This window comes from Heyndrickxia camelliae (assembly GCF_002844575.1).
Taxonomy (GTDB): Bacteria; Bacillota; Bacilli; order Bacillales; family Bacillaceae_C; genus Margalitia; species Margalitia camelliae.
Genome location: NZ_PIQO01000017.1, coordinates 79914 through 106132 on the forward strand (window position 1 = coordinate 79914; position 26219 = coordinate 106132).

General features: G+C 33.9%; 20 protein-coding genes and 1 pseudogene. 15 read left to right on the forward strand and 6 right to left on the reverse strand.

All coding sequences use genetic code 11. The features are described from left to right. The first annotated feature begins 113 nt into the window (after positions 1 to 113). The 3 genes from mutS (at position 114) to CWO92_RS18735 (ending at position 5062) form a co-directional block, all read left to right on the forward strand. Positions 114 to 2711, forward strand: coding sequence for a DNA mismatch repair protein MutS (gene mutS / locus CWO92_RS18725; RefSeq protein ID WP_101355735.1), 2598 nt, complete (start codon positions 114 to 116; stop codon positions 2709 to 2711). A gap of 12 nt (positions 2712 to 2723) precedes the next feature. Further along, positions 2724 to 4628 (forward strand): DNA mismatch repair endonuclease MutL, encoded by a 1905-nt coding sequence (mutL, locus tag CWO92_RS18730; RefSeq protein ID WP_101355736.1) that lies wholly within the window; start codon positions 2724 to 2726, stop codon positions 4626 to 4628. 209 nt (positions 4629 to 4837) lie between these two features. Then, the gene (locus tag CWO92_RS18735) at positions 4838 to 5062 is read left to right on the forward strand and encodes a WYL domain-containing protein (RefSeq protein ID WP_101355737.1); all 225 of its coding nucleotides are present in this window, start codon (positions 4838 to 4840) and stop codon (positions 5060 to 5062) included. A 47-nt stretch (positions 5063 to 5109) separates the two neighbouring features. Here CWO92_RS18735 and CWO92_RS18740 read toward each other — a convergent pair whose 3' ends face one another. Next, a complete protein-coding gene (locus tag CWO92_RS18740) occupies positions 5110 to 5721 on the reverse strand; it encodes a hypothetical protein (RefSeq protein WP_158175346.1) in 612 nt (203 codons plus the stop codon). A gap of 149 nt (positions 5722 to 5870) precedes the next feature. Next, positions 5871 to 6194, reverse strand: a complete 324-nt coding sequence (locus CWO92_RS18745; protein WP_101355739.1) for an SPW repeat protein — start codon at positions 6192 to 6194, stop codon at positions 5871 to 5873. Between the two features lie 543 nt (positions 6195 to 6737). Between CWO92_RS18745 and CWO92_RS18750 the strand changes: the two genes are divergently transcribed. The 8 genes from CWO92_RS18750 (at position 6738) to glnA (ending at position 16552) form a co-directional block, all read left to right on the forward strand. Further along, positions 6738 to 9131, forward strand: coding sequence for a penicillin acylase family protein (locus tag CWO92_RS18750; protein ID WP_101355740.1), 2394 nt, complete (start codon positions 6738 to 6740; stop codon positions 9129 to 9131). A gap of 220 nt (positions 9132 to 9351) precedes the next feature. Next, complete coding sequence (miaA, locus tag CWO92_RS18755) at positions 9352 to 10302, forward strand: tRNA (adenosine(37)-N6)-dimethylallyltransferase MiaA (protein WP_101355741.1); 951 nt, start codon at positions 9352 to 9354, stop codon at positions 10300 to 10302. A gap of 31 nt (positions 10303 to 10333) precedes the next feature. After that, positions 10334 to 10564, forward strand: coding sequence for an RNA chaperone Hfq (gene hfq, locus CWO92_RS18760; RefSeq protein ID WP_101355742.1), 231 nt, complete (start codon positions 10334 to 10336; stop codon positions 10562 to 10564). A 389-nt stretch (positions 10565 to 10953) separates the two neighbouring features. After that, positions 10954 to 11895: a stage V sporulation protein K gene (spoVK, locus tag CWO92_RS18770; protein ID WP_101355744.1), complete on the forward strand. Its 942-nt coding sequence runs from the start codon at positions 10954 to 10956 to the stop codon at positions 11893 to 11895. Between the two features lie 122 nt (positions 11896 to 12017). Then, the gene (hflX, locus tag CWO92_RS18775; protein WP_101355745.1) at positions 12018 to 13268 is read left to right on the forward strand and encodes a GTPase HflX; all 1251 of its coding nucleotides are present in this window, start codon (positions 12018 to 12020) and stop codon (positions 13266 to 13268) included. Between the two features lie 16 nt (positions 13269 to 13284). Further along, positions 13285 to 14547, forward strand: coding sequence for a methionine gamma-lyase family protein (locus CWO92_RS18780; RefSeq protein WP_101355746.1), 1263 nt, complete (start codon positions 13285 to 13287; stop codon positions 14545 to 14547). A 200-nt stretch (positions 14548 to 14747) separates the two neighbouring features. Beyond that, entirely contained in the window at positions 14748 to 15152 is a 405-nt protein-coding gene (locus CWO92_RS18785; protein ID WP_101355747.1) for a MerR family transcriptional regulator, read from the forward strand. 65 nt (positions 15153 to 15217) lie between these two features. After that, positions 15218 to 16552 carry a type I glutamate--ammonia ligase gene (gene glnA / locus CWO92_RS18790; RefSeq protein WP_101355748.1) on the forward strand — a complete coding sequence of 445 codons (1335 nt, stop codon included), beginning with the start codon at positions 15218 to 15220 and terminating at the stop codon, positions 16550 to 16552. A 53-nt stretch (positions 16553 to 16605) separates the two neighbouring features. Here glnA and CWO92_RS18795 read toward each other — a convergent pair whose 3' ends face one another. The 4 genes from CWO92_RS18795 to CWO92_RS25855 all read right to left on the reverse strand — a co-directional run bounded on the left by CWO92_RS18795 (position 16606) and on the right by CWO92_RS25855 (position 18148). Further along, positions 16606 to 17028 (reverse strand): hypothetical protein, encoded by a 423-nt coding sequence (locus tag CWO92_RS18795; protein WP_101355749.1) that lies wholly within the window; start codon positions 17026 to 17028, stop codon positions 16606 to 16608. A 198-nt stretch (positions 17029 to 17226) separates the two neighbouring features. Next, positions 17227 to 17397 (reverse strand): hypothetical protein, encoded by a 171-nt coding sequence (locus CWO92_RS25565; protein ID WP_165786709.1) that lies wholly within the window; start codon positions 17395 to 17397, stop codon positions 17227 to 17229. Positions 17398 to 17673: 276 nt separating this feature from the next. After that, positions 17674 to 17832 (reverse strand): hypothetical protein, encoded by a 159-nt coding sequence (locus CWO92_RS25570; RefSeq protein WP_165786721.1) that lies wholly within the window; start codon positions 17830 to 17832, stop codon positions 17674 to 17676. A gap of 172 nt (positions 17833 to 18004) precedes the next feature. Continuing rightward, positions 18005 to 18148, reverse strand: coding sequence for a hypothetical protein (locus CWO92_RS25855; protein WP_207767818.1), 144 nt, complete (start codon positions 18146 to 18148; stop codon positions 18005 to 18007). Positions 18149 to 20107: 1959 nt separating this feature from the next. Here CWO92_RS25855 and CWO92_RS18810 point away from each other — a divergent pair. The 4 genes and pseudogenes from CWO92_RS18810 to CWO92_RS25575 all read left to right on the forward strand — a co-directional run. Further along, positions 20108 to 20797, forward strand: a pseudogene (locus CWO92_RS18810) (IS3 family transposase); the annotation flags it as partial. A 1494-nt stretch (positions 20798 to 22291) separates the two neighbouring features. Then, positions 22292 to 24007, forward strand: a complete 1716-nt coding sequence (locus CWO92_RS18815; RefSeq protein WP_101355751.1) for an SIR2 family NAD-dependent protein deacylase — start codon at positions 22292 to 22294, stop codon at positions 24005 to 24007. A gap of 991 nt (positions 24008 to 24998) precedes the next feature. Next, positions 24999 to 25355, forward strand: a complete 357-nt coding sequence (locus CWO92_RS18820) for a hypothetical protein (protein WP_101355752.1) — start codon at positions 24999 to 25001, stop codon at positions 25353 to 25355. A 644-nt stretch (positions 25356 to 25999) separates the two neighbouring features. Further along, positions 26000 to 26167, forward strand: coding sequence for a hypothetical protein (locus CWO92_RS25575; RefSeq protein WP_165786722.1), 168 nt, complete (start codon positions 26000 to 26002; stop codon positions 26165 to 26167). The last annotated feature ends 52 nt before the right edge of the window (positions 26168 to 26219 follow it).

Sequence of the window (26219 nt, forward strand, 5' to 3'; positions counted from 1 at the left end):
GTGTTAGCCAGCCGATTTTTTTTTACAATTATTAGATTTCATGAAGAACAACCAGTGTTTATGTTATAATATTTTTTAGCTAAATATGTTGTACGGAAAGGAATTTGGTAGAAATGAGTCAATATACCCCTATGATTCTCCAATATTTGCAGGTGAAGGCAGATTATCAAGATGCCTTTTTATTTTTTCGCTTAGGAGATTTCTATGAGATGTTTTTTGAAGATGCTGTAAAGGCGTCTCAAGAATTAGAAATTACGTTAACAAGTCGTGATGGTGGCGGTGAGGAGAGAATTCCAATGTGTGGAGTTCCGTACCATTCAGCTGCTAATTATATTGAACAATTGGTAGAGAAAGGCTATAAAGTAGCCATATGTGAACAAGTGGAAGACCCTAAAACGGCAAAAGGTGTTGTGAAAAGGGAAGTGGTTCAGCTTATTACACCAGGAACCATGATGGAAGGAAAAGGAATAGCAGAAAAAGAAAACAACTTTATTGCCTCTATTACCTCTTTTGATAATCGTTCCTTTGGTTTAGCCTATACGGATTTATCAACGGGGGAAGGCCGTGTAACATTTATTGACAGTCTTTTTGAACATGTAGTAAATGAAATATCTGTACTTGGCGCAAAAGAAGTAGTGGTTTCGGAAACGTTGGATGAAATATATATTAAGCAATTAAAGGAACGCGCGAATACCACTATTTCCTATGAAAATGATACTGAAAAGAAAACAGAGTTTGAAAGAATAATAGCAGATATAGAATCAGAAGAATTAAAGCAGACGGTTATGCGTCTTTTAAATTATTTGCAAAGAACGCAAAAGCGCAGCTTAGATCATTTACAGCCAGTAGCTAAATTTGATATACATCAATTTATGAAAATAGATTATTATTCTAAACGTAATCTTGAGTTAACAGAAACTATTCGATCAAAAGGCAAAAAGGGCTCATTATTATGGCTTCTAGATGAAACAATGACTTCTATGGGAGGACGTCGATTAAAAAATTGGATTGATCGGCCGCTCATTGATAGAAAAGCTATCGAGCAAAGGCATTTTTTAGTGGAAGTATTTTTGGAGCATTATTTTGAGCGTCAAGAATTACGAGAACGATTAAAGGAAGTATATGATTTAGAAAGACTTGCGGGTAGAGTGGCTTTTGGAAATGTAAATGCTCGCGATTTAATTCAATTGAAGCATTCCTTACAGCAGGTCCCAGCTATCCATGCCATAATCGAACAGTTCGATCATAAAGAAACATCGAAACTAGCTAAACGTTTGGATCCTTGTGAAGAACTTACAGACCTACTTGAAAGGGCTATTCTAGAAAATCCGCCTATCTCCGTCAAAGAAGGGGGAATCATTCAAAATGGCTATAATGCTGAATTGGATCGTTATCGTGATGCAAGCCGTAATGGGAAAACATGGCTTGCACAATTAGAGCAGGAAGAGCGAAACCGCACCGGCATAAAATCATTAAAAATCGGCTACAACCGAGTATTTGGATATTATATTGAAGTAACAAAATCAAACTTACATTTATTAGAAGAAGGACGTTATGAAAGAAAACAAACGCTAACAAATGCAGAAAGATTTATTACACCAGAGTTGAAGGAGAAGGAAGCACTAATCCTTCAAGCAGAAGAGAAAAGTACGGAATTAGAATATGAATTATTTTTGCAAATTCGGGAAACGGTAAAAGAATTTATACCTCGTTTACAGAGTCTTGCCCAAATAATTAGTGAAATTGATGTTCTACAATGCTTTGCTACGATTAGCGAAACAAGACATTATGTAAAACCTGTTTTTAATCAGGAGCGGAAAATTGTAATCAAAGATGGTCGTCATCCTGTTGTCGAAAAGGTAATGGATGCACAGGGATATGTTCCAAATGATTGTTTTATGGATATGGAACGGGAAATGCTTTTAATCACAGGGCCCAATATGTCCGGTAAGAGTACGTACATGAGACAAATTGCTCTAACCGCCATTCTCGCGCAAATCGGATGTTTTGTTCCTGCCGGTGAGGCGATCCTGCCAATCTTTGACCAAGTTTTTACTAGAATTGGGGCTGCGGACGATTTAATTTCCGGACAAAGTACCTTTATGGTAGAGATGCTCGAAGCTAAAAATGCGATTACGAATGCAACGAAAAACAGTCTAATTTTATTTGACGAAATTGGGAGGGGTACATCTACTTACGATGGAATGGCACTAGCTCAAGCGATTATCGAATTTATACATGATCGTATTGGGGCAAAGACATTGTTTTCCACTCACTACCACGAATTAACGGTATTAGAGGACAATTTGTCTCAACTAAAAAATATTCATGTTAGTGCGATGGAGCAAAATGGGAAAGTAGTCTTTTTACACAAAATTAAAGAGGGACCGGCAGATAAAAGCTATGGTATTCATGTTGCGGAACTTGCAGAGCTTCCTCATGACCTAATTGTTCGTGCAAAAGAGATTCTTGCTGAACTAGAGGATAGTTCTGAACAACCAAGCGAGGCTCCTGCTATTAATATCAAAGAGGAAGCAATCCAGGCGCAGCTTTCTTTCTTCGATGAGCCTGCTAATACGAAGAGTAAGCAAGAACCATCATCAAAAGAAAAGAAAATTTTAGAAGAGCTAAGAAATATAAATCTACTTGAATTAAATCCATTGCAAGCAATGAATGAGTTATATGAATTGCAGAAAAAATTAAGAGGTTAGGTGGTGTGCTCCTTGGGGAAAATCATTCAACTGGACGATATCCTTTCAAATAAAATTGCAGCGGGCGAGGTAGTTGAACGACCAGCCTCCGTAGTGAAGGAGCTAGTCGAAAATGCTATTGATGCTGATAGTAGCATTGTGGAGATTGAAATTGAGGAAGCTGGACTTGGGAAAATCCGGATAATTGATAATGGGACTGGGATGGAAGAAGATGATGTCCTTCTTGCTTTTCACCGCCACGCAACGAGTAAAATTAAAGACGAGAATGATTTGTTCCGAATCCGTACACTTGGGTTTAGAGGGGAAGCCTTGCCCAGTATTGCTTCTGTATCACACCTTGAAATGTCATCCTCCACTGGCGTTGAATCTGGAACAAAGGTAGTGATAGAAGGCGGAAAATTACTGAGCCATGAAAAATGTTCTGGGAGAAAAGGAACGGATATCGTTGTCACAGATCTATTTTTTAATACTCCAGCACGGTTAAAATATTTAAAAACAATTCATACAGAGCTTGGAAATATTACGGATGTTGTCAATCGACTAACTCTAGCACATCCAGAAGTCTCGATTCGCCTAAGACATAATGAACGGTTACTTTTGCAAACAAGTGGGAATGGAGATGTTCGTCAAGTATTGGCAGCAATTTATGGGATGAATATCGCAAAACAAATGATTCCCATAGAAGCTAGCTCACTTGACTTTAAAATTAGTGGTTATATATCCTTGCCAGAAGTTACAAGAGCATCCCGAAATTATATATCTACCATGATAAATGGAAGATTCATTAAAAACTATTCATTGATTAAAGCTATTCAAGAAGGTTACCATACTTTATTGCCAATTGGTCGTTTTCCAATTATGTTATTAAACATTGACATGGATCCGATTTTAGTGGATGTAAACGTTCATCCAAGTAAACTGGAAGTACGACTTAGTAAAGAACAAGAACTAAATGAACTTGTGACAGGTACAATAAAGTCGGCATTTAAGGATAAAGTGCTAATACCTTCTGGCAATATTCATTCAAAAGACAGAGAGCCAGCACCGATTCAAACATCTTTATTACTCGATCATTTGCCGCAGGTAGATGAACCTGTCAGTAAGAAAGAAGAGGAACCAGTTTTTCAAAAGACTATGTATTCAAATGAATCACATTTACCTTTTGACGATATGAAAAGGGTATTTCATTTGGATGGAAAGAAATCATCGACTACAGAAACAGTGAAGGATACAGAGTATGTTTTCCCAGAAGTAGTCCAAGAACCATTAAATGACGACTTAGAGACTGACTATACCCTTCCATCAGAGGAGAAAATAGAGGAACAAGCGACTAGCCGGATTCCTCCTCTTTATCCAATAGGGCAAATGCACGGAACGTATATTTTTGCACAAAATGATAAGGGGCTCTATATTATCGACCAGCATGCTGCACAGGAAAGAATCAAATACGAATATTTTCGGGAAAAAGTTGGAAAAGTGGAGAAGCAACTGCAAGACCTTATCGTTCCGATTACTTTTGAATATTCAACAGATGAATATATTAAAATACAAGAAAATCTGGAAGAATTAGCATACGTTGGTGTCTTTATGGAACCATTTGGACACAATAGCTTTATTGTTCGTTCTCATCCCATTTGGTTTCCTAAGGGTGAGGAAAAGGAAACGATTGAAGAGATGGTAGAACAATTATTGTCGATGAAAAAGGTAGATGTTAAAAAACTGCGAGAAGAAGCTGCTATCATGATGAGCTGTAAAGATTCAATTAAAGCGAATCGACATTTGCGAAATGATGAAATACAAGCGTTACTTGATTCCTTGCGGCTCGCATCAGACCCATTCACATGTCCACATGGACGTCCAATCATTATACATTATTCTGTGTATGAGATGGAAAAAATGTTTAAACGAGTAATGTAGTCTATAAAGTAGTTAAAATCGGTATAAGGTTGCCGGTTTTAACTACTTTTTTCGTTTTAGCGATTCCACTTTTTATCATTGTATAAATAAATATGTAATGCTGGAAAGATGTTGTTCAATTTACAGGAAAAATATAAACATATTAGTATTTAAAGAACATATGTTTGTATATAATAAGAAATATACAATAGTATATTGGAGGGATAAAATTGAAAAGCATCCTTTTGAGAGCTCTTGAATCCGGTGATAAACTTGAAATGATTTATATCGCTAATAACAATGAAATTACACATCGAACTATTAGAATTCTTTCTGTCGAATTTGATTCCTTTACAGCTTTTTGCTACTTAAGAAACGCACATAGGACATTTTTAATGAAGAATATATTATCAATAACCCCGAAACGTAAGAAATATAATAGACATATTTCCTGATTAAAAAGAAGGCTGACTTATTAGTAAATTGCCTATTTGTAAATGGTTTATTCTATATTTTTTATTTTTTGATGAAGTATTTTGACCTCACGGAATACTATTTTTTGATTTGCATGAACAGTCTTCATAATTTCATGAAAGCTCATTCCTTCTTTATTGTATTGAATAATTACCGGTAAATCTGTATTAGTGGTCTTAGAAATAGCCGCCGCAACAATTAAAAAGTGAAGATCGGCATCTTGCTTTAAATAGTCGTTTATTTCTTCTGGTGTTCGACTCGTATAATTTGCTAAGATAGTGATAATTTTCTCTTTATGTTGTCTATTCAATCTTTTGGTTTTACGCATTTGATCCGTTTTTAATTTTTCCAAATCAACACCAAAATGATTTGCAGTCTCTTGCCAAGAACCGTTTTTCTTATAGAAACGTAAAATATACTCAATACCTTTGTTTGTATACAGTGAAATATGTGCTGCTTTGACAATTTCATGCACTGTATAACCTTGTTTTAAAAGCTTTTGAAATTCTTCATATGTTAACTGTAAATGCCCCTCTTCTTCCACGTTAATATGGTTCTCTTTAGTGATCGCAGTTGCTGTTGTTATGCTTATATATGTAAAAAACATGCCGATTAGGACAATGAATAATTTTTTTTTCACTCTTACTTTATCCTCCACTTCACTAAGTCCCATGTAGGATATCCAAATAAATCTAAAATATGTGTATGTGTAGTAAAAATGAAATACAAAACCCCTAAAGAAAGAATTCCTTAGGGGGAATATATGTGAAAATCTTAATAAGGTTATTACTAATTGCTTTGCTTTGAACCCATATTCCACAAGCTAAATAGAACTGTAACGACTCCAAGAATAACACTGGTCCAAGTTTCTCCACTAGATAAGGAATAAACAAATGGTAAGATAACAAACCATGCCCCGGTTAAAACGGTGATCCAGTTTTTCCAAGAATTCCACCCTGTTTCATTGGAAGCCCAGAAGGACATGATTAGTTGGATGAGACCAATCACAACACTGGACCAAAGTGCTCCAGATTGATCCGAAAATCCGAGAACCCAAGGCGCAATAATAAACCAAACACCAATCAAAGCATTTAATGTACTTCTTGTTTTCATGTCTGCACCTCCTTGAAGGTTTTCGAAATATATAATATTTCGTTACTAAATTGTATGAAAAATAATGATAATGTTTCATAAAAATTTCATTTTAAAAAAACAAAAGCTAAATGAAGCTTTTGTTCAACGTTCCTTTAAAGTTAATTATTGTCGTTTATCAACCTCTGCCTTTTAGAACCATAATCAATTCATCAACCAGATTCAATGAATAGACATAACGTATGAGCTTATCATACTTGCATTCGAAAGAGGTATCTCCTGTTCTATCATGAACCCCTTTCTCGCTTTGTTAAATACACTCCGGATAATAGCGTGAAGAATTGTACATGGATTTTTCCATCCATAGAGGAAAACTGCATAACAATTAATTGTAAATCTGCTTTATTTGAAATTTTAATGTATTTTGTTTATTAATAGACAAATATCCACTATGTTTTTTATTTTTATTATTAAGATGATGTGAAACATGGATAATTATTTTGCGAGTATAAGAGGACTTTTATACCGAATAGCCAATATTCATATATATGAGGGGGGAGAAAGATGGAGATTGTGGTTGAAAGAAAGCCGATTGGAAAGTGGAAAAAAGCCATACTGTGGACATTTATTTTTTTAGTGATTTTAGCTTTAATCATTGCACTCTTTCTGAATTTCTTTACTTTAAGGCTACTTCCTAAAACAGAAGGTGAAATCTATTTAAAAGGAATTAATCATCCAGTAAGTATTATTAGAGATGAAAACGGTGTTCCGCATATTAAAGCAAAAAATGAACATGATTTGTACTACGCTCAGGGGTATGTGGAGGCACAGGATAGACTATTTCAAATGGATTTAAGTAGAAGACAAGCGTCAGGCAGATTAAGTGAAGTAGTTGGAAAGGCAATGATTGAACGAGATAAATTTTTTCGAACACTTGGATTAAGAAGAGCGGCAGAGGAATCTTATCAACAATATTCTACCCAAGGGAAAAATGTTTTGAATTGGTTTGCAGAGGGTGTTAATGATTATATCAAGGATGCTATCTCCTCTAATCGCTTACCGGTTGAATTTACCTTATTAAATTATCAGCCAGAAAAATGGACGTCAATTGATTCCTTAACAATTGGAAAATACATGGCTTTTGATTTAGGTGGACATTGGAATGAACAAGCCTTTAATTATTGGGCATTGAAAAATGTTTCGGAGGAAAAAGCGAAGGAATTACTCCCGAGTTATCCTAAAGATGCACCTCTTATTATTTCTGAATTAAAAGAAAGTCAAATTGATATTGGCAAAAGCTTTGCTAGTGCGGTTAAACCCCCTGTATTTAACGGAAGTAATGATTGGGTGGTAAGTGGGGAGAAGAGTAAGTCTGGAAAACCGTTACTTGCAGATGACCCTCATTTGTCATTAGCGACCCCATCCATTTGGTATCAAATGCATTTGCAAGCAGACGATATAAATGTAAGCGGTGTCATATTTGCGGGTATTCCAGGAATTATATTGGGATCTAACGAACATATCGCATGGGGTGTTACTAATACAGGGCCGGATGTACAGGATTTATATATTGAAAAAAGAAATCCAAAGAATCCTAAGCAATTTCTGTACAATAAACAGTGGTATGATGCACGTATTATTAATGAGCCAATTAAAGTAAAGGGTGAAAAGACAATACCTTATAAGGTAACGATTACGAAACATGGACCTGTCATTTCAGAATTTGCATATCAAAATAAGGATAACACAGTATTTTCCCTACAATGGACAGCATTGGAACCCTCCAAAGAGCTGGAAGCTGTATTAAATATGAATAGGGCTAAAAATTGGAATGAATTCGAGACGGCACTACTCGATTTTCAAACACCGACACAAAATTTTGTCTTTGCATCGGATGATGGAACCATTGCATATAAAGCGAACGGAAAAATTCCAATTCGCAAAAAAGGGGATGGTCTCTATCCTGTACCAGGTTGGACAGATGAATATGGTTGGAAAGGATACATCCCGTTTGATCAACTTCCAAAGGTAGTGAATCCTGTTCAAGGCTTCATTTCTAGCGCTAATAATAAAGTAGTAAATGACCAGTATCCTTACCATATTAGCAATGTTTGGGCACAACCATATAGACAAACAAGAATTCAAGAGGTATTGAATTCTAAAGAAAAGCTTTCCGTAAGTGATATAAAATCCTTACAAATGGATCAAATGAATGTATCGGCTCGGGAATTTGTACCGCAATTTTTGAAATTACTAAATCAAGAACCTTTAACAGATATAGAGCAAGTTGCTGTTGATTTATTGAAGAAATGGAATTATAAAGATGACAAAGATTTAGCAGCACCATTGATATATAATTTTTGGATTAAGGAAATATCGAACGTGTTATTCGGGAAGCAAATACCTAAAAATGTTAGGGGCTTATTTGAAGGTGAGTCACAAGCGGTTGACCAGTTATTGCGAAATGCACTTAGTGGAAATGAAGGGGAATGGGTAGAAGAAAAAGGTGGAATTAAAATCGTATTGCGAACATCACTGAAAAATGTATTGACGGATTTAAAAGATAAATATGGTGAAAACCCTGAAGATTGGAAATGGGGTGATTACCACAAATTATACTTTGCTCATCCAATCTCATCCTCATCTAATATTTTGCAGTTAATTTTTAATCATGAAAAGCCAATTCCTATAGGTGGCAGTAAGGTTACTGTTCAGGCGGCAAGTAACGGTCAAGATGGAATTGTGAATCATGGAGCATCATGGCGTTTTGTTATTGATACAAGTGATATGGGCTCTTCCTACCACATTGTTGGACCAGGACAATCGGGTAATTTTAGAAGCAAGTGGTATCATGATCAAATAAATGATTGGGTGGATGGAAAGTATCATGAGACAACATTAAATATTAATGCTGAGAACGCAAAAGAGCTAAAATTACTGCCGATAAGCAAACAATGATTAGTTTACCGACTTATAATGAGTCGGTTTTTCAATTTAAAAAATAAACTAAAGTATGAACTGAAAATTTTTCGGTTATAATAATTAACTGTTCCAATAGTTATGTGATAATATGGTACGATAGAGAAGCATTGCTCATTCAAGTATAAATAATGTAGCATGCAGGGTGAACCTTCAAATAATTCATAAACTTATATAAGAATAAAGGCTGTGAAATTAATTGAATGATCTTCAGAAGCTTATCGTACTAATTGGTCCCACTGCTGTCGGTAAAACGGATACGAGTATTTATTTAGCGAAGCGTTTTAATGGTGAAATTATCAGCGGTGATTCTATGCAAATTTATAAAGGCATGGATATTGGAACTGCTAAAATATCGAAAGAAGAAATGGAAGGTATTCCACATCATCTTATCGATATTAAAAATCCGGACGAACCTTTTTCGGTTGCGGAATTTCAAAAGCTTGTCCGTGAAAAAATAGCGGAAATACATAATAGAAATGCCATTCCGATGATTGTTGGCGGTACAGGTTTATATATTCAATCGGTTTTATATGATTACCGGTTTTCTGATGATATCGGTAATGCTGAAATTAGAAACAAGTTGGAACAAAGAGCCAATTTGGAAGGAAATATGGTTTTATATGAAGAGTTAACAAGAATTGATCCGGAAAGTGCAAAAAAGATTCATCCCAATAATATTAGAAGAGTGATACGGGCATTAGAAATTTTTTATTGTACTGGTAAAACAGCATCCGATTATCAAAAACAGCAAAAACCAAATCTGCAATATAATGCAGCCTTAATTGGATTAACAATGGACAGGGAGAAATTATATAGCCGAATTAATAAGCGTGTAGATTTAATGGTGGAAAATGGCTTAATAGACGAAGTGAAAAGATTATATGATCGCAATCTGCGCGATGTCCAATCCATACAGGCAATAGGATATAAAGAACTTTATGCATATTTAGACGGAAAGATTTCATTGCCCGAAGCCATTGAACTGTTAAAGCAAAATTCTCGAAACTATGCTAAGAGACAGCTTACATGGTTTAGAAATAAGATGGATGTAAATTGGTTTGATGTGACGGAGAATTCCGAGCGTGCAAAAAAAATAGTAGAAATTTCAAACTTTATTGCAGGAAAGCTGCATGTTAAAATCGAATAAGTAGGAATAGAGATAGAAGAGGAGGATTTGTATGAAACAAGCAGTTAATATTCAAGATCAATTCTTAAATCAATTAAGAAAAGACGGCACTTCTGTAACGGTTTTTTTGTTAAATGGATTTCAATTAAGAGGTCAGGTAAAAGGTTTTGATAATTTTACCGTTTTATTTGAATCAGAAGGAAAACAGCAACTTGTTTTTAAACATGCGATATCAACCTTTGCCCCTCAAAAGAATGTCCAAATAAATTTTGATGAAGCGTAAAGTCGATAGGCGATAGACACGGAAGCTAAGCAGTGTATATACTTGTTAAATAACTAATAGATAAACTTAAATGCATCATTAAAAAACGTATCCCAGGAGATACGTTTTTTTATTCATGTATAAGGATTTGTAATGGATGTAATGTTTAGTAGCGTTTCCGAATAGAATGGATGTAAGGCATTATTTCTTGGGAAAGCGCGAAAAACGACAAATTGCTTCATTTCGGTTAAATCAATACGATGATCTTGTCGTCCTTTCGTACTTTGTGTACTATTTTTGTAAAAATGTTGAAGCATAATAATCCTTTTTCTTTGTTTTGTTATTCCTAGGCATTTGTCACAATTTATGCTTCTAAGCGTATACTGTTTTTAGAATGTGAGGTGAACGCTTTGGATCAACCTATACGTATGAAAAATAACGGACAAATCAGTATTGTTCTTAATGCCCAGCAACGAGAAATACCTCCATCCAGCATCCAAAAGGAAGTTGTTCCAAAGACGAATTCCGCAGAGCATGAAGCGCTTAGGGAAATTGAATCTGAATTAAGTGCTCTCGTCGGGATGGATGAGATGAAGAGAATGATAAAAGAAGTGTATGCTTGGATTTATATTAATAAAAAAAGAGAAACAGCGGGATTAAAAACAAGTAAACAAGCGCTTCACATGATGTTTAAAGGGAATCCGGGAACTGGGAAAACAACGGTTGCGAGAATAATAGGTAAATTATTTCAAAAAATGAATGTATTATCGAAAGGGCATTTAATTGAGGCTGAACGAGCTGATTTAGTAGGAGAGTATATTGGCCACACCGCACAAAAAACTCGTGATTTGATAAAAAAAGCCCTAGGGGGTATCCTATTTATTGATGAAGCATACTCACTTGGCCGCGGTGGTGAAAAAGATTTTGGAAAAGAAGCGATTGACACACTTGTGAAACATATGGAAGATAAGCAACATGATTTTATTTTAATATTAGCTGGTTATTCCAATGAAATGGACTATTTTTTAAGTTTAAATCCAGGGCTCCATTCAAGATTTCCGCTTGTATTTGATTTTCCAGATTATACTGTGGAGCAATTGATGGAAATTGGTAGACGAATGTTAAAAGAAAAGGAATATGTACTTAGTCAAGATGCAGAAAGGAAACTAAAGGAGCATCTGGCATTAATTAAGATGGTTAATCCCATCAGCTTTTCTAATGGCCGCTATGTCAGAAATATTATCGAAAAGTCAATTCGCTCACAAGCAATGAGGCTGCTATCGAATGGAACGTATGACCGTTATGACTTATTAACACTAAGAAGTATTGATTTGGTCTTTCCTGATTCATGATTGATGATTCAGTAAGCTAGTCAAATTGACTAGCTGTTTTTTTATGTATGTTTACATTATGATATTTTAATAAATAATTTGGTAAGATTAATAAGAAATGAAGTGGAAAGTGAGTTGTCGAAATGGCAGAGGTAATAAGAGAAAAGGCAATATTAGTGGGATGTCAGTTACATGATAATGAGGAACGCTTTCTATATTCAATGGAGGAATTGGCTTCTTTAACAGAGACAGCACAAGGACAGGTAGTAACGAAGGTTTCTCAGAAACGGGATCGCGTTGATCCATCCACTTACATAGGTAAAGGAAAGGTGGAAGAAATTAAGCATCTTGAAGAAGAATTGGAAGCAGATTTGGTCATCTTTAATGATGAATTATCTCCTAGTCAATTACGTAATTTATCTAATCTTTTGAATGGAAGAGTCATTGATAGGACCCAATTAATTTTAGACATTTTTGCCGGTAGAGCCAGATCGAAAGAAGGAAAATTACAAGTGGAGCTTGCTCAGCTTCAATACCTTCTTCCGCGCTTGATTGGTCAAGGAACCGAGCTTTCAAGACTTGGCGGCGGCATTGGAACAAGAGGACCCGGTGAAACAAAACTTGAGTCAGATAGAAGACATATTCGTAGAAGGATTAGTGAGATAAAAAATCAATTGGAAGCCATTGTCAGTCATCGTGAACGTTACCGTGAAAGAAGAAAAAAGAACAAAACATTCCAAATTGCATTAGTTGGTTATACGAATGCGGGCAAATCGACTTTATTTAATCGTATATCTAGTGCAGATTCATTCGAAGAAAATTTGCTTTTTGCAACATTAGATCCATTAACAAGAAAAATAATTTTACCCAGCGGATACTCTGCGCTTTTAACAGATACTGTAGGATTTATTCAAGACTTGCCGACTACATTGATTGCTGCTTTTAGATCAACACTTGAAGAAGTGAATGAAGCGGATATTCTGCTTCAAATTGTAGATGCTTCCAATCCTGATTATCATAATCATGAAAAAACAGTTCAAAAGCTTCTAGAGGAACTTAAAATGGACCATCTTCCGCAATTAACAGTGTATAATAAAATGGATGAGCGACATCCGGACTTTGTACCAACTTCAGAAAATCATATTATGATTAGCGCATTAAGAGAAGATGATCGCCAACGGTTAAGACAAAAAATTGAAGAAGAGGCCATTAAAATAATGGTTCCTTATCACGTTCTAATCCCATCAACGGAAGGAAAGCTTTTAGCACAATTAAAAATCGATACCATCCTTCGAGAACTTCTGTTTCAAGAAGATGAACAAATGTATAGATGCAAAGGGTTTGCTTTAGCGAATCATCCAGTGTTGGGGCAATTGGAACAATATCAGCAATAGAAGGAGCACTTAATTTATGTTTCAACATTTAATAAACGGAGATAAAATTCAAGTAATTGTCGAACAGACAGAAAAACAGATAGCCGAAGTTCATCGTCAAATCGATAAAAAAGTGGATGAGAATCAATTTAGGGTTTTACAAAGTTTTCAAAATCATCGTGTTAGTGATACACATTTTATTCCTTCCACAGGATATGGATATGATGATATTGGTAGAGAAACATTGGAAAAAATCTATGCCGAAGTGTTCGGTGCTGAAAAAGGGCTTGTACGTCCGCAAATCATTTCCGGTACACATGCTATTTCTATCGCGTTGTTTGGTATCCTGCGCCCAGGAGATGAATTGCTCTATATTACAGGAAAGCCATATGATACTTTAGAAGAAATTGTCGGCATCCGTGGCAGTGGGAATGGATCTTTAAAGGAGTTTAATATCGATTATAATAGTGTTCCTCTGACTAGGGAGGGGAGGGTTGATTTAGCAGCTGTTAAGAAGGCAATAAAACCCAATACTAAGATGATCGGGATTCAGAGATCAAAAGGATATGCAACTAGACCATCGTTCACTATTGATGAAATAGAAGAAATGATTTTATTTGTAAAAGACATAAAACCTGATATCGTCGTTTTTGTTGATAATTGCTATGGTGAATTTGTTGAGACTAGAGAACCATGTCATGTTGGTGCGGACTTAATGGCAGGTTCCCTCATTAAAAATCCCGGTGGTGGTATTGCCAAAACAGGCGGATATATCGTTGGAAAAACGGAATATATTGAATCATGTTCTTACCGAATGACATCCCCAGGAATTGGTGCAGAAGCGGGAGCTACATTATTCAGTCTACAAGAAATGTATCAAGGATTTTTCTTAGCTCCTCACGTAGTTGGACAAGCATTAAAAGGTGCGGTATTTACCTCTGCTATTCTTGAGAAATTTGGAATGAATACACATCCATCCTGGAATTCAAATCGAACCGATTTAATCCAATCAGTTCAATTTGATGATCCCGATAAAATGATTGAATTCTGCCAGGCTGTTCAATTTGCATCACCTGTTAATTCTTATGTTACTCCTTATCCGAGTTACATGCCTGGCTATGAAGATGATGTCATTATGGCGGCAGGAACTTTTATTCAAGGTGCCAGCATTGAATTAACAGCAGATGGACCTTTACGACCACCCTATACTGCTTATGTACAAGGTGGATTAACATATTCACATATTAAAATTGCGGTCTGTTCTGCATTAGATAGATTGATGAATAAGGACTTAATATAAGAAAAGCAGAAGCCACTTTTCTAGTTCAAGCCCTTAATATTGCAACTAAAAGGAGTTAATCAGTACATAAAGGATCACCCAAACAAATAGGTGATCCTATTTTTTAAAATTTTAATGTGATATTTTCTAACATGTCATTGACTATTTTATTTACATGGAATATAATCGTAGCATGAGAGGGAAGAAAGGAGAATGAAAGCATGAACAAAAAAGAAATCAGACGTTCTATGCCGATATTGCCAATAAGTACAGTAATGCAATTAACTGAACTCTCAGCAAGACAAATCAGATATTATGAGGAACATGAACTGATTTCTCCGTCACGTTCTGAAGGAAACCGCCGTCTTTATTCTTTAAATGATGTCGATTTGCTATTAGAAATCAAGGAGTATCTTGAACAAGGTATTAATATGGCAGGAATTAAAAAATTATTAACGATGAAAACTGCAAAAATAGAAGCAGAAAAGGTTGAGCCTGTAGAGGTAAACAAAACAAATATTTCCGACGAACAAATTCGCAGAGTTCTTCGCGAAGAAATGCTGCAGGCAGGAAGATTTCAACGACCTTCGATGAAACAAAATGAATTCCCAAAATTTTATCATTAATTTTTGCTATTGTGTATAAAGCAGTTGCTTTTATATAACTTATTTCCTAGAGGAGGACAAACAAATTGTCAAAGTATAGCCGTGAAGATATTCTTCGCATTGCTGAAGAAGAAAATGTTAAATTTATCCGTCTGCAATTCACAGATATTTTAGGGACGATTAAAAATGTGGAAATTCCTTTAAATCAATTAGGTAAAGCATTAGATAATAAAATGATGTTTGACGGTTCTTCTATTGAAGGTTTTGTTCGTATCGAGGAATCAGATATGTATTTGTACCCTGATTTAGATACATGGGTGATATTCCCATGGACTGCTGAAAAAGGAAAAGTAGCAAGATTAATTTGTGATATTTATAATCCTGATGGAACTCCATTTGAAGGAGATCCTCGTAATAACTTAAAACGTATCTTAAAGGAAATGGAAGAATTAGGGTTTACTGATTTTAATCTTGGACCTGAACCAGAATTTTTCTTATTTAAATTAGATCAAAAAGGTGAGCCTACCCTTGAATTGAATGATAATGGCGGTTATTTTGATCTTGCACCAACAGATTTAGGCGAAAACTGTCGTCGCGATATCGTGCTGGAGTTAGAAGAAATGGGATTTGAAGTTGAAGCATCCCATCACGAGGTTGCGCCAGGCCAACATGAAATCGACTTTAAATATGCACATGCTTTAAAGGCTTGCGATGACATTCAAACGTTTAAATTAGTAGTAAAAACTATTGCTCGTAAGCATGGATTACATGCTACCTTTATGCCAAAACCACTATTTGGAGTAAATGGCTCTGGTATGCATTCAAATCTCTCCTTATTTAAAAATGGCAAAAATGCTTTTTATGATCCAAATGGAGAATTAGAATTAAGTGATGTAGCGTATCAATTTATTGCAGGAATTATCAAACATGCACCAAACTTTACTGCAGTAACAAACCCTACTGTTAACTCTTACAAAAGATTAGTTCCAGGATATGAAGCACCATGCTATGTTGCGTGGTCTGCACAAAACCGTAGTCCGCTTATTCGAATTCCAGCATCACGCGGTTTAAGTACACGTGTGGAAGTTCGTAGCGTGGATCCGGCAGCAAATCCATACTTAGCAATGGCTGTATTATTAAAGTCTGGATTGGATGGAATTAAAAACGGTTTACAAGCTCCTGCTCCTGTTGACCGCAATATCTATGTAATGAATAAACAAGAAAGAGAAGAAGCAGGAATTATCGACCTACCAGGAACTCTTATTCAAGCATTAGATAAACTGAAATCTGATGAAGTAATGGTTAGTGCACTTGGCGGTCACATACTCGAACATTTCCTTGAAGCAAAAGAAATTGAGTGGGATATGTTCCGTACGCAAGTCCATCCGTGGGAAAGAGAACAATATATGCAACAATTTTAATGGATAAACATTGATTTGATAGGGTTTATGAAGTGGTCAATATATACTGGAGTCTAACTTCGGTATGATTGACCACTTTTTGACCCCAAAATAACCGATACCTCATCCACAATAATTTCTGACTCAATAATAGAAGAGAAGGGGAGTTGGGTAAGCTGAAAGTCATTATTTACATTTTTTAAAGTAGCCAGTAGTTTATTTTCTTGATCGAGTAAAATTGCTTCAGTGTGATCAAGATTCATGAAGAATTGATCTTTATTGAGGTTATTTTTATTAATAAGATTATTTATTTTTTGTATATCATTTTCAATATTTTTCTTTTCTGTTTTACTTACTATAATATTAGTCATAGCAATTGATGTAATCATTAGAATCAAAAAGATAATAAAGAGAGGCGGATTAATAAACACGAATAGCGATAAGATACACATTATCATACAAAAAATTGTACCCGCAATGAAATAATTTTTATTCATGGAACCACTCCAAAAGATTGTTATAGTTCCATTATATTCATAAAAGTCATCTTTTATAAGAAATGACTAACAATAAGAAATAGGGTAGGTGACACAAATAAAAAATCCCCACAATTCTTTGTGAGGATCAATCTCCAGTATATGCGTGTGCACAACTTTAATGAGTATAAAGGAGTGTGGGGAATAAGTCAAACATACTTAAACATCCTTATTTCTCATAAATTTAATCAATTCATCTAGCTTTTCATTTCGTTCCTTATCTATAGTAATTTTATCTTTCATAAAACGAAGTACAGAAATCACAAAATAAATAATGAATAAGAAAATAACTAAGTAAATTAGCATTGCTAAAAATGAAAAGACAGCCACAAGAATCCCCCTTTTTTTATATAATTTCTACAATAAGGGGATAATTCCTCCCCACAAAAGGAAAAAGACCTCAACAAGTTAATGTGAAGGATCAAGCTTTAAAGAGGTCATATCTCATACTTATGTAATTTTTCTTTTGCAGCAATGATTTATGTTGATTTATTATGAATCCATTAGCTTTATAAAATTTGTATGTATCTGGATTATATTCAACATCAGCATCTACCGTTATAAATCTACAAGCTATCCCTAATTCCTCTAAAGCCATCGTATAACCTAGGCACATCCATAATAGAAACTACCATAATGGTATTTTTTGTGCTTTTTTGAAGTTGCTAGTTTACCAATTTTTATAGCTGGCACAGAATTAAAAGGTATTTCTAAGCCCAATCTCTTTTTCTCTTCTTTGTCCAATAAAAAAGCATCAGTTAACAATGCGTCCTTCAAGTTCATTTAATACTTTGCTCATACTAACAACTCTGTCATAGAGAGCGTTGTATTCTACAGGTTTTTTATTTTCACCTTTGCCGTTAATCCAAAGTGAGTCAATATCATCATCACCACGTTGTTCAAGACACTGTCTAATTAACTCTTTAGTATCATTCAATTACACAGGTCTATATCGTTTACCGATAACTTCATTAGCACGATTTCCTTCCGATAAACCATGTTTATTTATCTGAAATACTTCATTCCTACGAGCTGCACTGACAAACATCACCATAAATAATACTGCATCTTGTTCTATCACGTTTAATGAGTTCTTCCCTTAGTTTCATAATTTGGTCATAGGTTAAAAAGAAATCATCTTCTTTTGTTTTAACAGGATCTTTCGGCAAACCTCTAACTTTTTTCGCAAGGTTATTGTCGTAATCATAATCATCATCGTCTTCTATGTAAGTAAGCAGCCGTATATCTTGCGTCAAATTGACTCTAATTTCATCTAATTAAACATATTCTATAAACAGGATTTGCTTTCCTTTTTTATTCAATTAGTTTCTCCTATAATTGATTAAAGGCCACAAACTTTACGAAAAGAGCCTTTTTCATACAGTATTTACGTTGATCACCAAGTCCCCATATCTATGACCACCGAATGACCACTTTTGATGGTATAACGTTTGGAAATGTTTGAAATCATAAATGTACTTTTCTTTATCTAAAGGGATTTTTGAAAAAAATTGAAAGCGATAAAAAGTCACAAAGTTCCGTACGCAAGTCCATCCTTGGGAAAGAGAACAATATATGCAACAATTTTAATGAAGGAACCCCTTGATACTGTTAGTGTTGAGGGGTTTTTATTTCGGTCAATTTCTTAATGGTTCTCTGCAGAAATCGTAATGCCTGATATTTCCCGATTTTAAATCAAAAAAATTGTTCGTGTACATTCTTCTTATGTTCCTCAAATTTGTTCATCCTGTCCTGTTCAATTTTCTTGCTAATGTGAGAATAAACATCAGCAGTTATTTGCTTACTACTGTGTCCTAGTGTTCCTGTATGTATTTCATATTGGCGCCTGCTTCTAACTGTAAAACTGCATGAGTATGCCTTAATGAATAGGGAGACCATGAAGTTGACACTTCTTTAATATTTTTACAAAAGAATTAAATAAGTTTGATTTTGGCATATAATTTCCATCATTTCTTCAAAGAACGTTGAGATCAAAATGATAAGTGCTATTTTATTTTGGTTTTGATATATTTGATGGAACCGTAGATAATTAATTAAACGAAAATATAGGAAGTTGGGAATGAACTCGGTAGATTACCTTTAAATCATGAATATCCCTCAAAAGAAGGGTGAAACAAGGAAACAGACAGTCGGAAACGTAACTCCTGCTGCCAAACGAATTGCCTGTGAAATGAATTTTTGCTTTAAGTTGCTTTCTAAGATGACACGTGAAAGTGACAAAGTTTTAAAACCCATGCTTTCAATTTAAAATAATCAAGCTCTATAGAACAGAATGCCGATGTGGTTGAGTTCCTTTGGCATAATCCAAACGATAAACATTAGGATGGGAAAGTGATACTTAGCAACTAATCGCAAAAGGTAGAGACACTGGCTTTAATGAGTTTAGGCTTTTGTTCAGAGGAAGCTGCAGTTCGTGGAGTTGCCAAGGGATAAAACTAAATAGTTAAAGGGAAGATAACTAGGGAAGAACCTTCCCCTTTATAAAAATCTAATGTGCTATTACATCTTTGTTAGTGCTAAATTAATTCACGACTATTTATTTCAGACACAAGCAACATTAATAGATTTCTAGTTTCTTGGTTAATACTATTGTTATTTGATGCTGTATATCTAAGAATACTTCTATACATGTTTAGAACAACTATATCTGGAAATTCTTTGATCATATTAATAGTATCCAACTTTCGAAGCCCCCTTTCTTACGGGGAAGATTCTTCGATATTTATTATAAAGATTTATCTTTTTTGATATTAGAAATAGTGATAGTGGTTGCATCTTTTAAAGATACTGACGGTATATAATAATCTTTTATTAAAACCAGAAGTCACGAAAAAATAAACTTTACGTTTTGATACTATTAAAGGATATAACCGTGAAAATGAGGGATCATTTAGACCAGAAGAATATTTAAATGGATTAGAAGATTTAACGTCAACAGAAGTGAAGGTATTAATCATTCTTTATGAGACTCTATGCTCTTTCGAAAAAATTGGAAGAAAATGAACTGTAGCATTCTAAAAGATTGATTTATGAAGAACATGAAGGTCGTTATGGATACCGCCGTATTCGTAATGAACCAACGAATCGTAGGCAAAAAGTGAATCACAAGAAAGTTCAACGTATCATGAAAGAATTAGGATTAAAATGCCTTGTTCGTATGAAAAAATATAAATCATATAAGGGTACAGTTGGCAAAATTCCCCCCAATATTTTAGACCGCAATTTTACCACAACTGCCAAATCAAAAGTGGGTTACAGATATTACGGAGTTTACATTATTCGGTGAAAAGCTTTATTTATCACCTGTTTTAGCTTTATTTAATGGCGAGATTATCACCTACACAATCAGCTCTAGATCAACTTATTCCCTTGTTTCAGAGATGTTGGAAAAAGCTTTAGAGTGCTTATCCATCAGCTTCTAATGCATTCAAATCAAGGCTGGTATTATCAAATGAAACGATATCAGCATGCGCTTTAGTCCAGAGGCATTGTGCAAAGTATGTCTTGTAAAGGAAACTGTTACGATAACTCAGTGATTGAGAACTTCTTTGGTATTATCAAGTCAGAATTCCTCTACTTAAAGGAATTTAAAAGTATAGAACATTTTTAAATGGAAAAATATATCGATTACTATTATACGAAATGGATGAAGGCAAAATTAAAAATGAGTCCGGTGCAATACCGAACTCATTTTCCGCAAGTTGCCTAATGAAATAACCTCTAATTTTTAGAGGTCACTTCAATACTGTTAGTGTTGAGGGGTTTTTATTTCGGCAATTTCTAAATGTTTCTCTGGAGAAATCGTAATGCCCGATAATTGCCCGATTTTTAAATCAAAAAAATTATTAGAGTACATTCTTCTTATGTTCCTCAAATTTGTTCATCCTTTCCTGTTCAATTTTCTTGCCGAATGTTAGAATCAACATCATCTGTTATTTGCACACTACCGTATCCAAAGTGTTCCTGTANTTCCTGTTCAATTTTCTTGCCGAATGTTAGAATCAACATCATCTGTTATTTGCACACTACCGTATCCAAAGTGTTCCTGTATGTATTTCATATCGCGCTGCTTCTAATTGTAAAACTACATGAGTATGCCTTAATGAATGAATAGGGAGACTAGGAAGTTCACACTTTTTTCATATTTTTGCAAGGAATTAATCAGACTGGAATGCGGTATTAAATTTTCATCAATTCTGCAAAGGACTGTATAAGTACTATTCAAAGCCGTTTTATTTTGTTTCAGATAAATCTGATGGAACTGTAAATTATTTGAGATTGATTGTCTGATAGTAATTATATGTTTTGAATGATACGTTTTTACATCACCAAAAATTTTTTTTGCTTATACTTACTGTTCTTGAAAGTTTAATGATTTATTTAATATCATGGTATTATTTTTTAGGCAATCTCTGTCTCGTTGAAGGGTTATTGCGTTATCTTTCCTCATCCCAGTTTCAATTAAAACCTTAAAAAATCTCCAATATCTTCAGGTTTAAAAAACTTAATCTAATTTTTTAGTTCTTTTTATAGATACATCTTCAAATGACGGTTTTTATCCATTATTCTACAACCTTCTCAAATAACCATAGATGGTTATTACGAAGCACCGCATAAATGATTCGAATACAAGTAAATGGTGATGAAACAATTGAAGCCCTGTGCAATTGGAATTAGGGAAACAATATTTATTCCCTAAGCATGTGTCGAGATTCGTTAGGGAAGGAGGCAAAATAAGTGGGGAACAAATACATTTTAAACTTCCGGAGATAGACATAGAGAAAACTAAAGAAGTTGTTGAAGCTGATCTTGAAAGTATCGTTTTTATTTACTAACGCATTCAGGAAGAAAAGTTGCCAAAATTAAAGATATCTTTTTCAATTGTACCTCCTGCTTATACCAATGCATTTCATTTATCTACCAGAATAAGTAATGATTGATAAAGTGACTTACACTGGGAATATATAAGAAAGGCAGAATACAGGATTGATTTAAAAAAGTCATCATTAAGTGATATTTCTACGTCCAAGAAATATTTGATTAAGGAAATTATAATGATATGGGCTTCAGTGCAAGAAGGGATTATCGACAAAAAACGAGAATATTTTATATGCTTGCTTTTCTGTTGAGAATTGAGGTATATAAAAAAAGAAGAGCATCTAAAAGGTGCTCTTTTCTTTAATAGGATTGGGAGGAATGAAATATGGGTAAAGGTAAAATACCAGATCAATTAATTCTAGATATAGTAAATGATAAAGTAGTTCCTTTTATTGGGGCAGGATTTAGTAGGAGTTTTGGTTATTTAGGTTGGATGGAGTTATTAAAAAAACTTTCTATTGAGATAGGAATAAAAGATCTGAGAAGTAAGGATTTTGAAAATGGTGATCCTTTGCAAATAGCACAAGCATTTTATCAATTTTTTAAAGAGAAAAATAAATCCCGTACATTAGAAAAATTAATGAATAGGTTAGAGCTAGGAGAGGAAAATCAAGATCTACAAATATTGATTGAAAAAGCGGTAGATAAAGAGGTTGAACATTTATTAGAGAAACATTTTAGTCAAAAAATGTTGAGTTTAGTTGAATCTAATAATGAAAATATGGTTAAGGAAGATATAGATAAGTTAAAGAAAATTAATAAAATTCCATTCCATTATATTGTTACTACAAATTATGATAAGGTTTTAGAAAACGAAATATATCGGGACAAGGGATATGGAGTTTTGCATCCTGGAAAGGGGCGCGAACTGGATTGGAATGAACATGATAAAACAATTTTAAAAATTCATGGTGATAAGGATTCAGATGAAGGTATCGTTTTTACTCATGAACAATATTATAAATTTATGCACGAGTATGGATTTTTTAGAAATAAACTGTATACGCTTTTTTCGACGAATACTATCTTAATGATTGGATATGGGTTTAATGATATTAATATTCATCATACATATTTTCAATTTATAAAAGATTATAGTGAAAACTTAAAGTCTCATAAAAAACTATACATGCTTTTAACTGATTTTGATAAAAAACATAAATGGAAATCTTATTTCCCTTACTATAAAAAATACTTAGAGTCATATAACGTAGAAGTCATTGAATATGAGGATTTACCAAGTTTCATTGAGGATTTAGTACATGAGTATGAAATTGAAACATCATCTAGTGATATCTACCGGTTATTAAATGTGGAAGGAAAAGATCTAACTGATCCATTATTGTCCATTGTGAATGGAGAAAATTTGTCAGTAATTGACGATATTGACAGACAAATAGGATTAGACATTATTAAAGTAATAACAAAGTTTTTTAGAAACCCATTTATTCTAACTGGAAAACCATTTTCCTTAAGCATTGATGAGGAGGGGTTAACACATGACATAGCTGAAAGATTATTCAATGGAGTATTAAGAATCATTACTGTACATCCTAGTTGTAAATCAAAATTCGAATACTTTGAACTGATAAAAGAAACATTAAAGTTTGCATCGATATCAACTACGTGGTCGACTGTTTCTTGGAGAATTAGGGAAGTATTTAAATTAATGGAAGTGTTAGAGTATAAGCCAAAAGATGTATATGATTTACTTACTGGAGAATATCTTTTTACTATATTTTCACAATCTCATCCAGATAAATATTTAAAAGCTTATGACGCGGGACAGTTTATTCAAAGAAAAATTCCATATTTTCCGGAGTTTTATATAAAAAGTTATTTAGCTTTTTTGAAAGATTACATATATGGAAATGAACTAATTGATTATCCATCTGTAAATGATTTTTGGGTAAGCCAGATAAGAGAAAAATTACAATTTAATAACGAGATAATTGATATGTGCGATGTAATTGATTTAACATTATCAAATAACCGAGAAAAGGACTTTAATTACCATGAAGATGACGATGATATATGGTAAATTCTAGTTAAATGTCAGATAAAAGATAAATTTTGTATAGAATAACCTCTGAGCATTTCATTAAAAGAGTATTAAATTTATATCAAAGGAAATTTGATTAAGTGGTGTTCATTACTAATGAGTAGTGGCTGTCGTTTTTTATTACTACATTCCTGCTTATGGAAAAATATAAGCCTTTCTAAAACTTTGCTACTGTGACTTTGAAATAAGGTTTAACTGTTTATAAAAATAGTTAAACCGTTTATAAAAATGATTAAGAAAATCCCTCTTAATTTTTCTTGAATAAGAAAAGGGATTCATCATAAGCAGAAGATGTGATTTAGTTGAGTATCATTACATTAATAATTAGGAGGAACTGATTATGAGCTACACAAGACATTACGAGGGCTTACAGTTAGTTTTTGGACGGATGATCTAGGCAGTACGCCAAGATCTAATGGGTATATTTCGAAAGTCTAGGGTCAAGTTTCGTCTAGGCGATAATCCAGTACGAACTGTGATTAATTGACAGCATCACGTGCACGAAGACGGGGTAATCACTGCTTCCGCGGTCAATTTCTCTTTGGGAACATCCTATGCATTATTATGTACAATCAACGACTATTTGGAGGTTCTGGACTCTACCAGAAAAGTGTGACCCTGTCCGTTGGTATTTACAGTTCACCGAGTCTTGTAATTATTTGTGCAGTTCAGTTCCTCATCTACCGAAATAAATACAAACAATGAAACCACTGCAAAGGAATTTTTGCGGTACAAGGCCAATAACTTTGTTAAACTAAGCATCTACGACAGTTTTATATACTTTAATATTCACGAACGTTCGTTCGCTATCTAGTTAACTATCAACTTCACAAGATGCGGATTACCGATACAAGAAAGAAAATATTAAAGAAAAAATAAAATATACAGTAATGCTATGAAGAAATTATATTTATAAAGAAAAGGAAATAATCTCCTTTTGTCGAATTGAATGATGAAAAGGAGGATTTTTATGTTTGAGAGAAATAATAATGTAGCTTGGGTCTTATCAATAATTGGGGTTATTGAAATAGTAGCAGGTGTATTTTGTAGTTTTATATTTAGCAATGTAGATGGTATATTCTCAATTAGTTTATTTTTACTACTAATCATTTCAGGAATATTAATAGGAGTATTGTTTTTTGCGTTAAGTGAAATTATTGAGTTGTTACATTCTAATAAACAATTAAGCATAGAAACAAATTCATTATTGAAATTAAATAATGAGAAATTGGATAATTTAATCCATTCGCAAATAAAAAAAGACATCGCTATGACTACAAATGGAGATAGTTTGCAAACAAAAAATTCTAATCAAAGTATTGACTGAAAATTAAGCCCGAATAAGTTAGTAATAGAACTGATAAAAGCTCCTGAACTGACTATGTTTATGTAAATGATAGAAAGAATTACTTTTGAAATGGTTATTATAATAAATAATAATGTCCGTGAAATTTCAACCGCTAATTTAATAGAATGGGTTAAAAATAGAAAACGAGAACTTTATATATTAATTGTTTGAAGCACCCTCATTAAAGGGTGTTTTAACTTTATAACTCATGAAGCACGTTAAAAATTTATGAATGGTACCACCCAGAAATACAATTGTTAGTAAGCCACCATGAAATTTTCAATCTTTTCATTATCAAATAGATATCTTGCACATGATGAGTGAGGATTCGCTATTTCTCTCAGTGCTGCATTGGTAACGAAGATGAAATGCACTATACGAAAATGTGCAAAAAGCAAACCCAATATTCATCACCCTTTAAGCAGTGATGCAGTTGATTTTTAAGGATGAGCGGATTATTTTCAGTGACAGTCCAATGATGAGATAGCATAGCAATAATTGTTACTGTTTTATAGGAATGTTCAAGTTTATGAGCATAGTGTATTTTGACATGTAATTCCAATAATTTCAATCATTGTATACGTAAAACTGTACATAATACTTGTGTAAAGGAGTGATATTTTATGAAGTGGAACGAAGAAGCCGCACCGAATAACAACACCCCCTCGGAGGTGTTGCAAACATCTAAATTTGTGGAAAACAAGAAGCAACACTTTCATGAATTTGCTGAAGAACTCTCGGATGGAGGAGAAAGAGATAAATTTATAAAAAAGCAATCGCTTAAAAAGTAAGAAAAAAGGCTGGGACAAAAACCTCCTCTGAAATAAAAAAAGCTGATGGCAT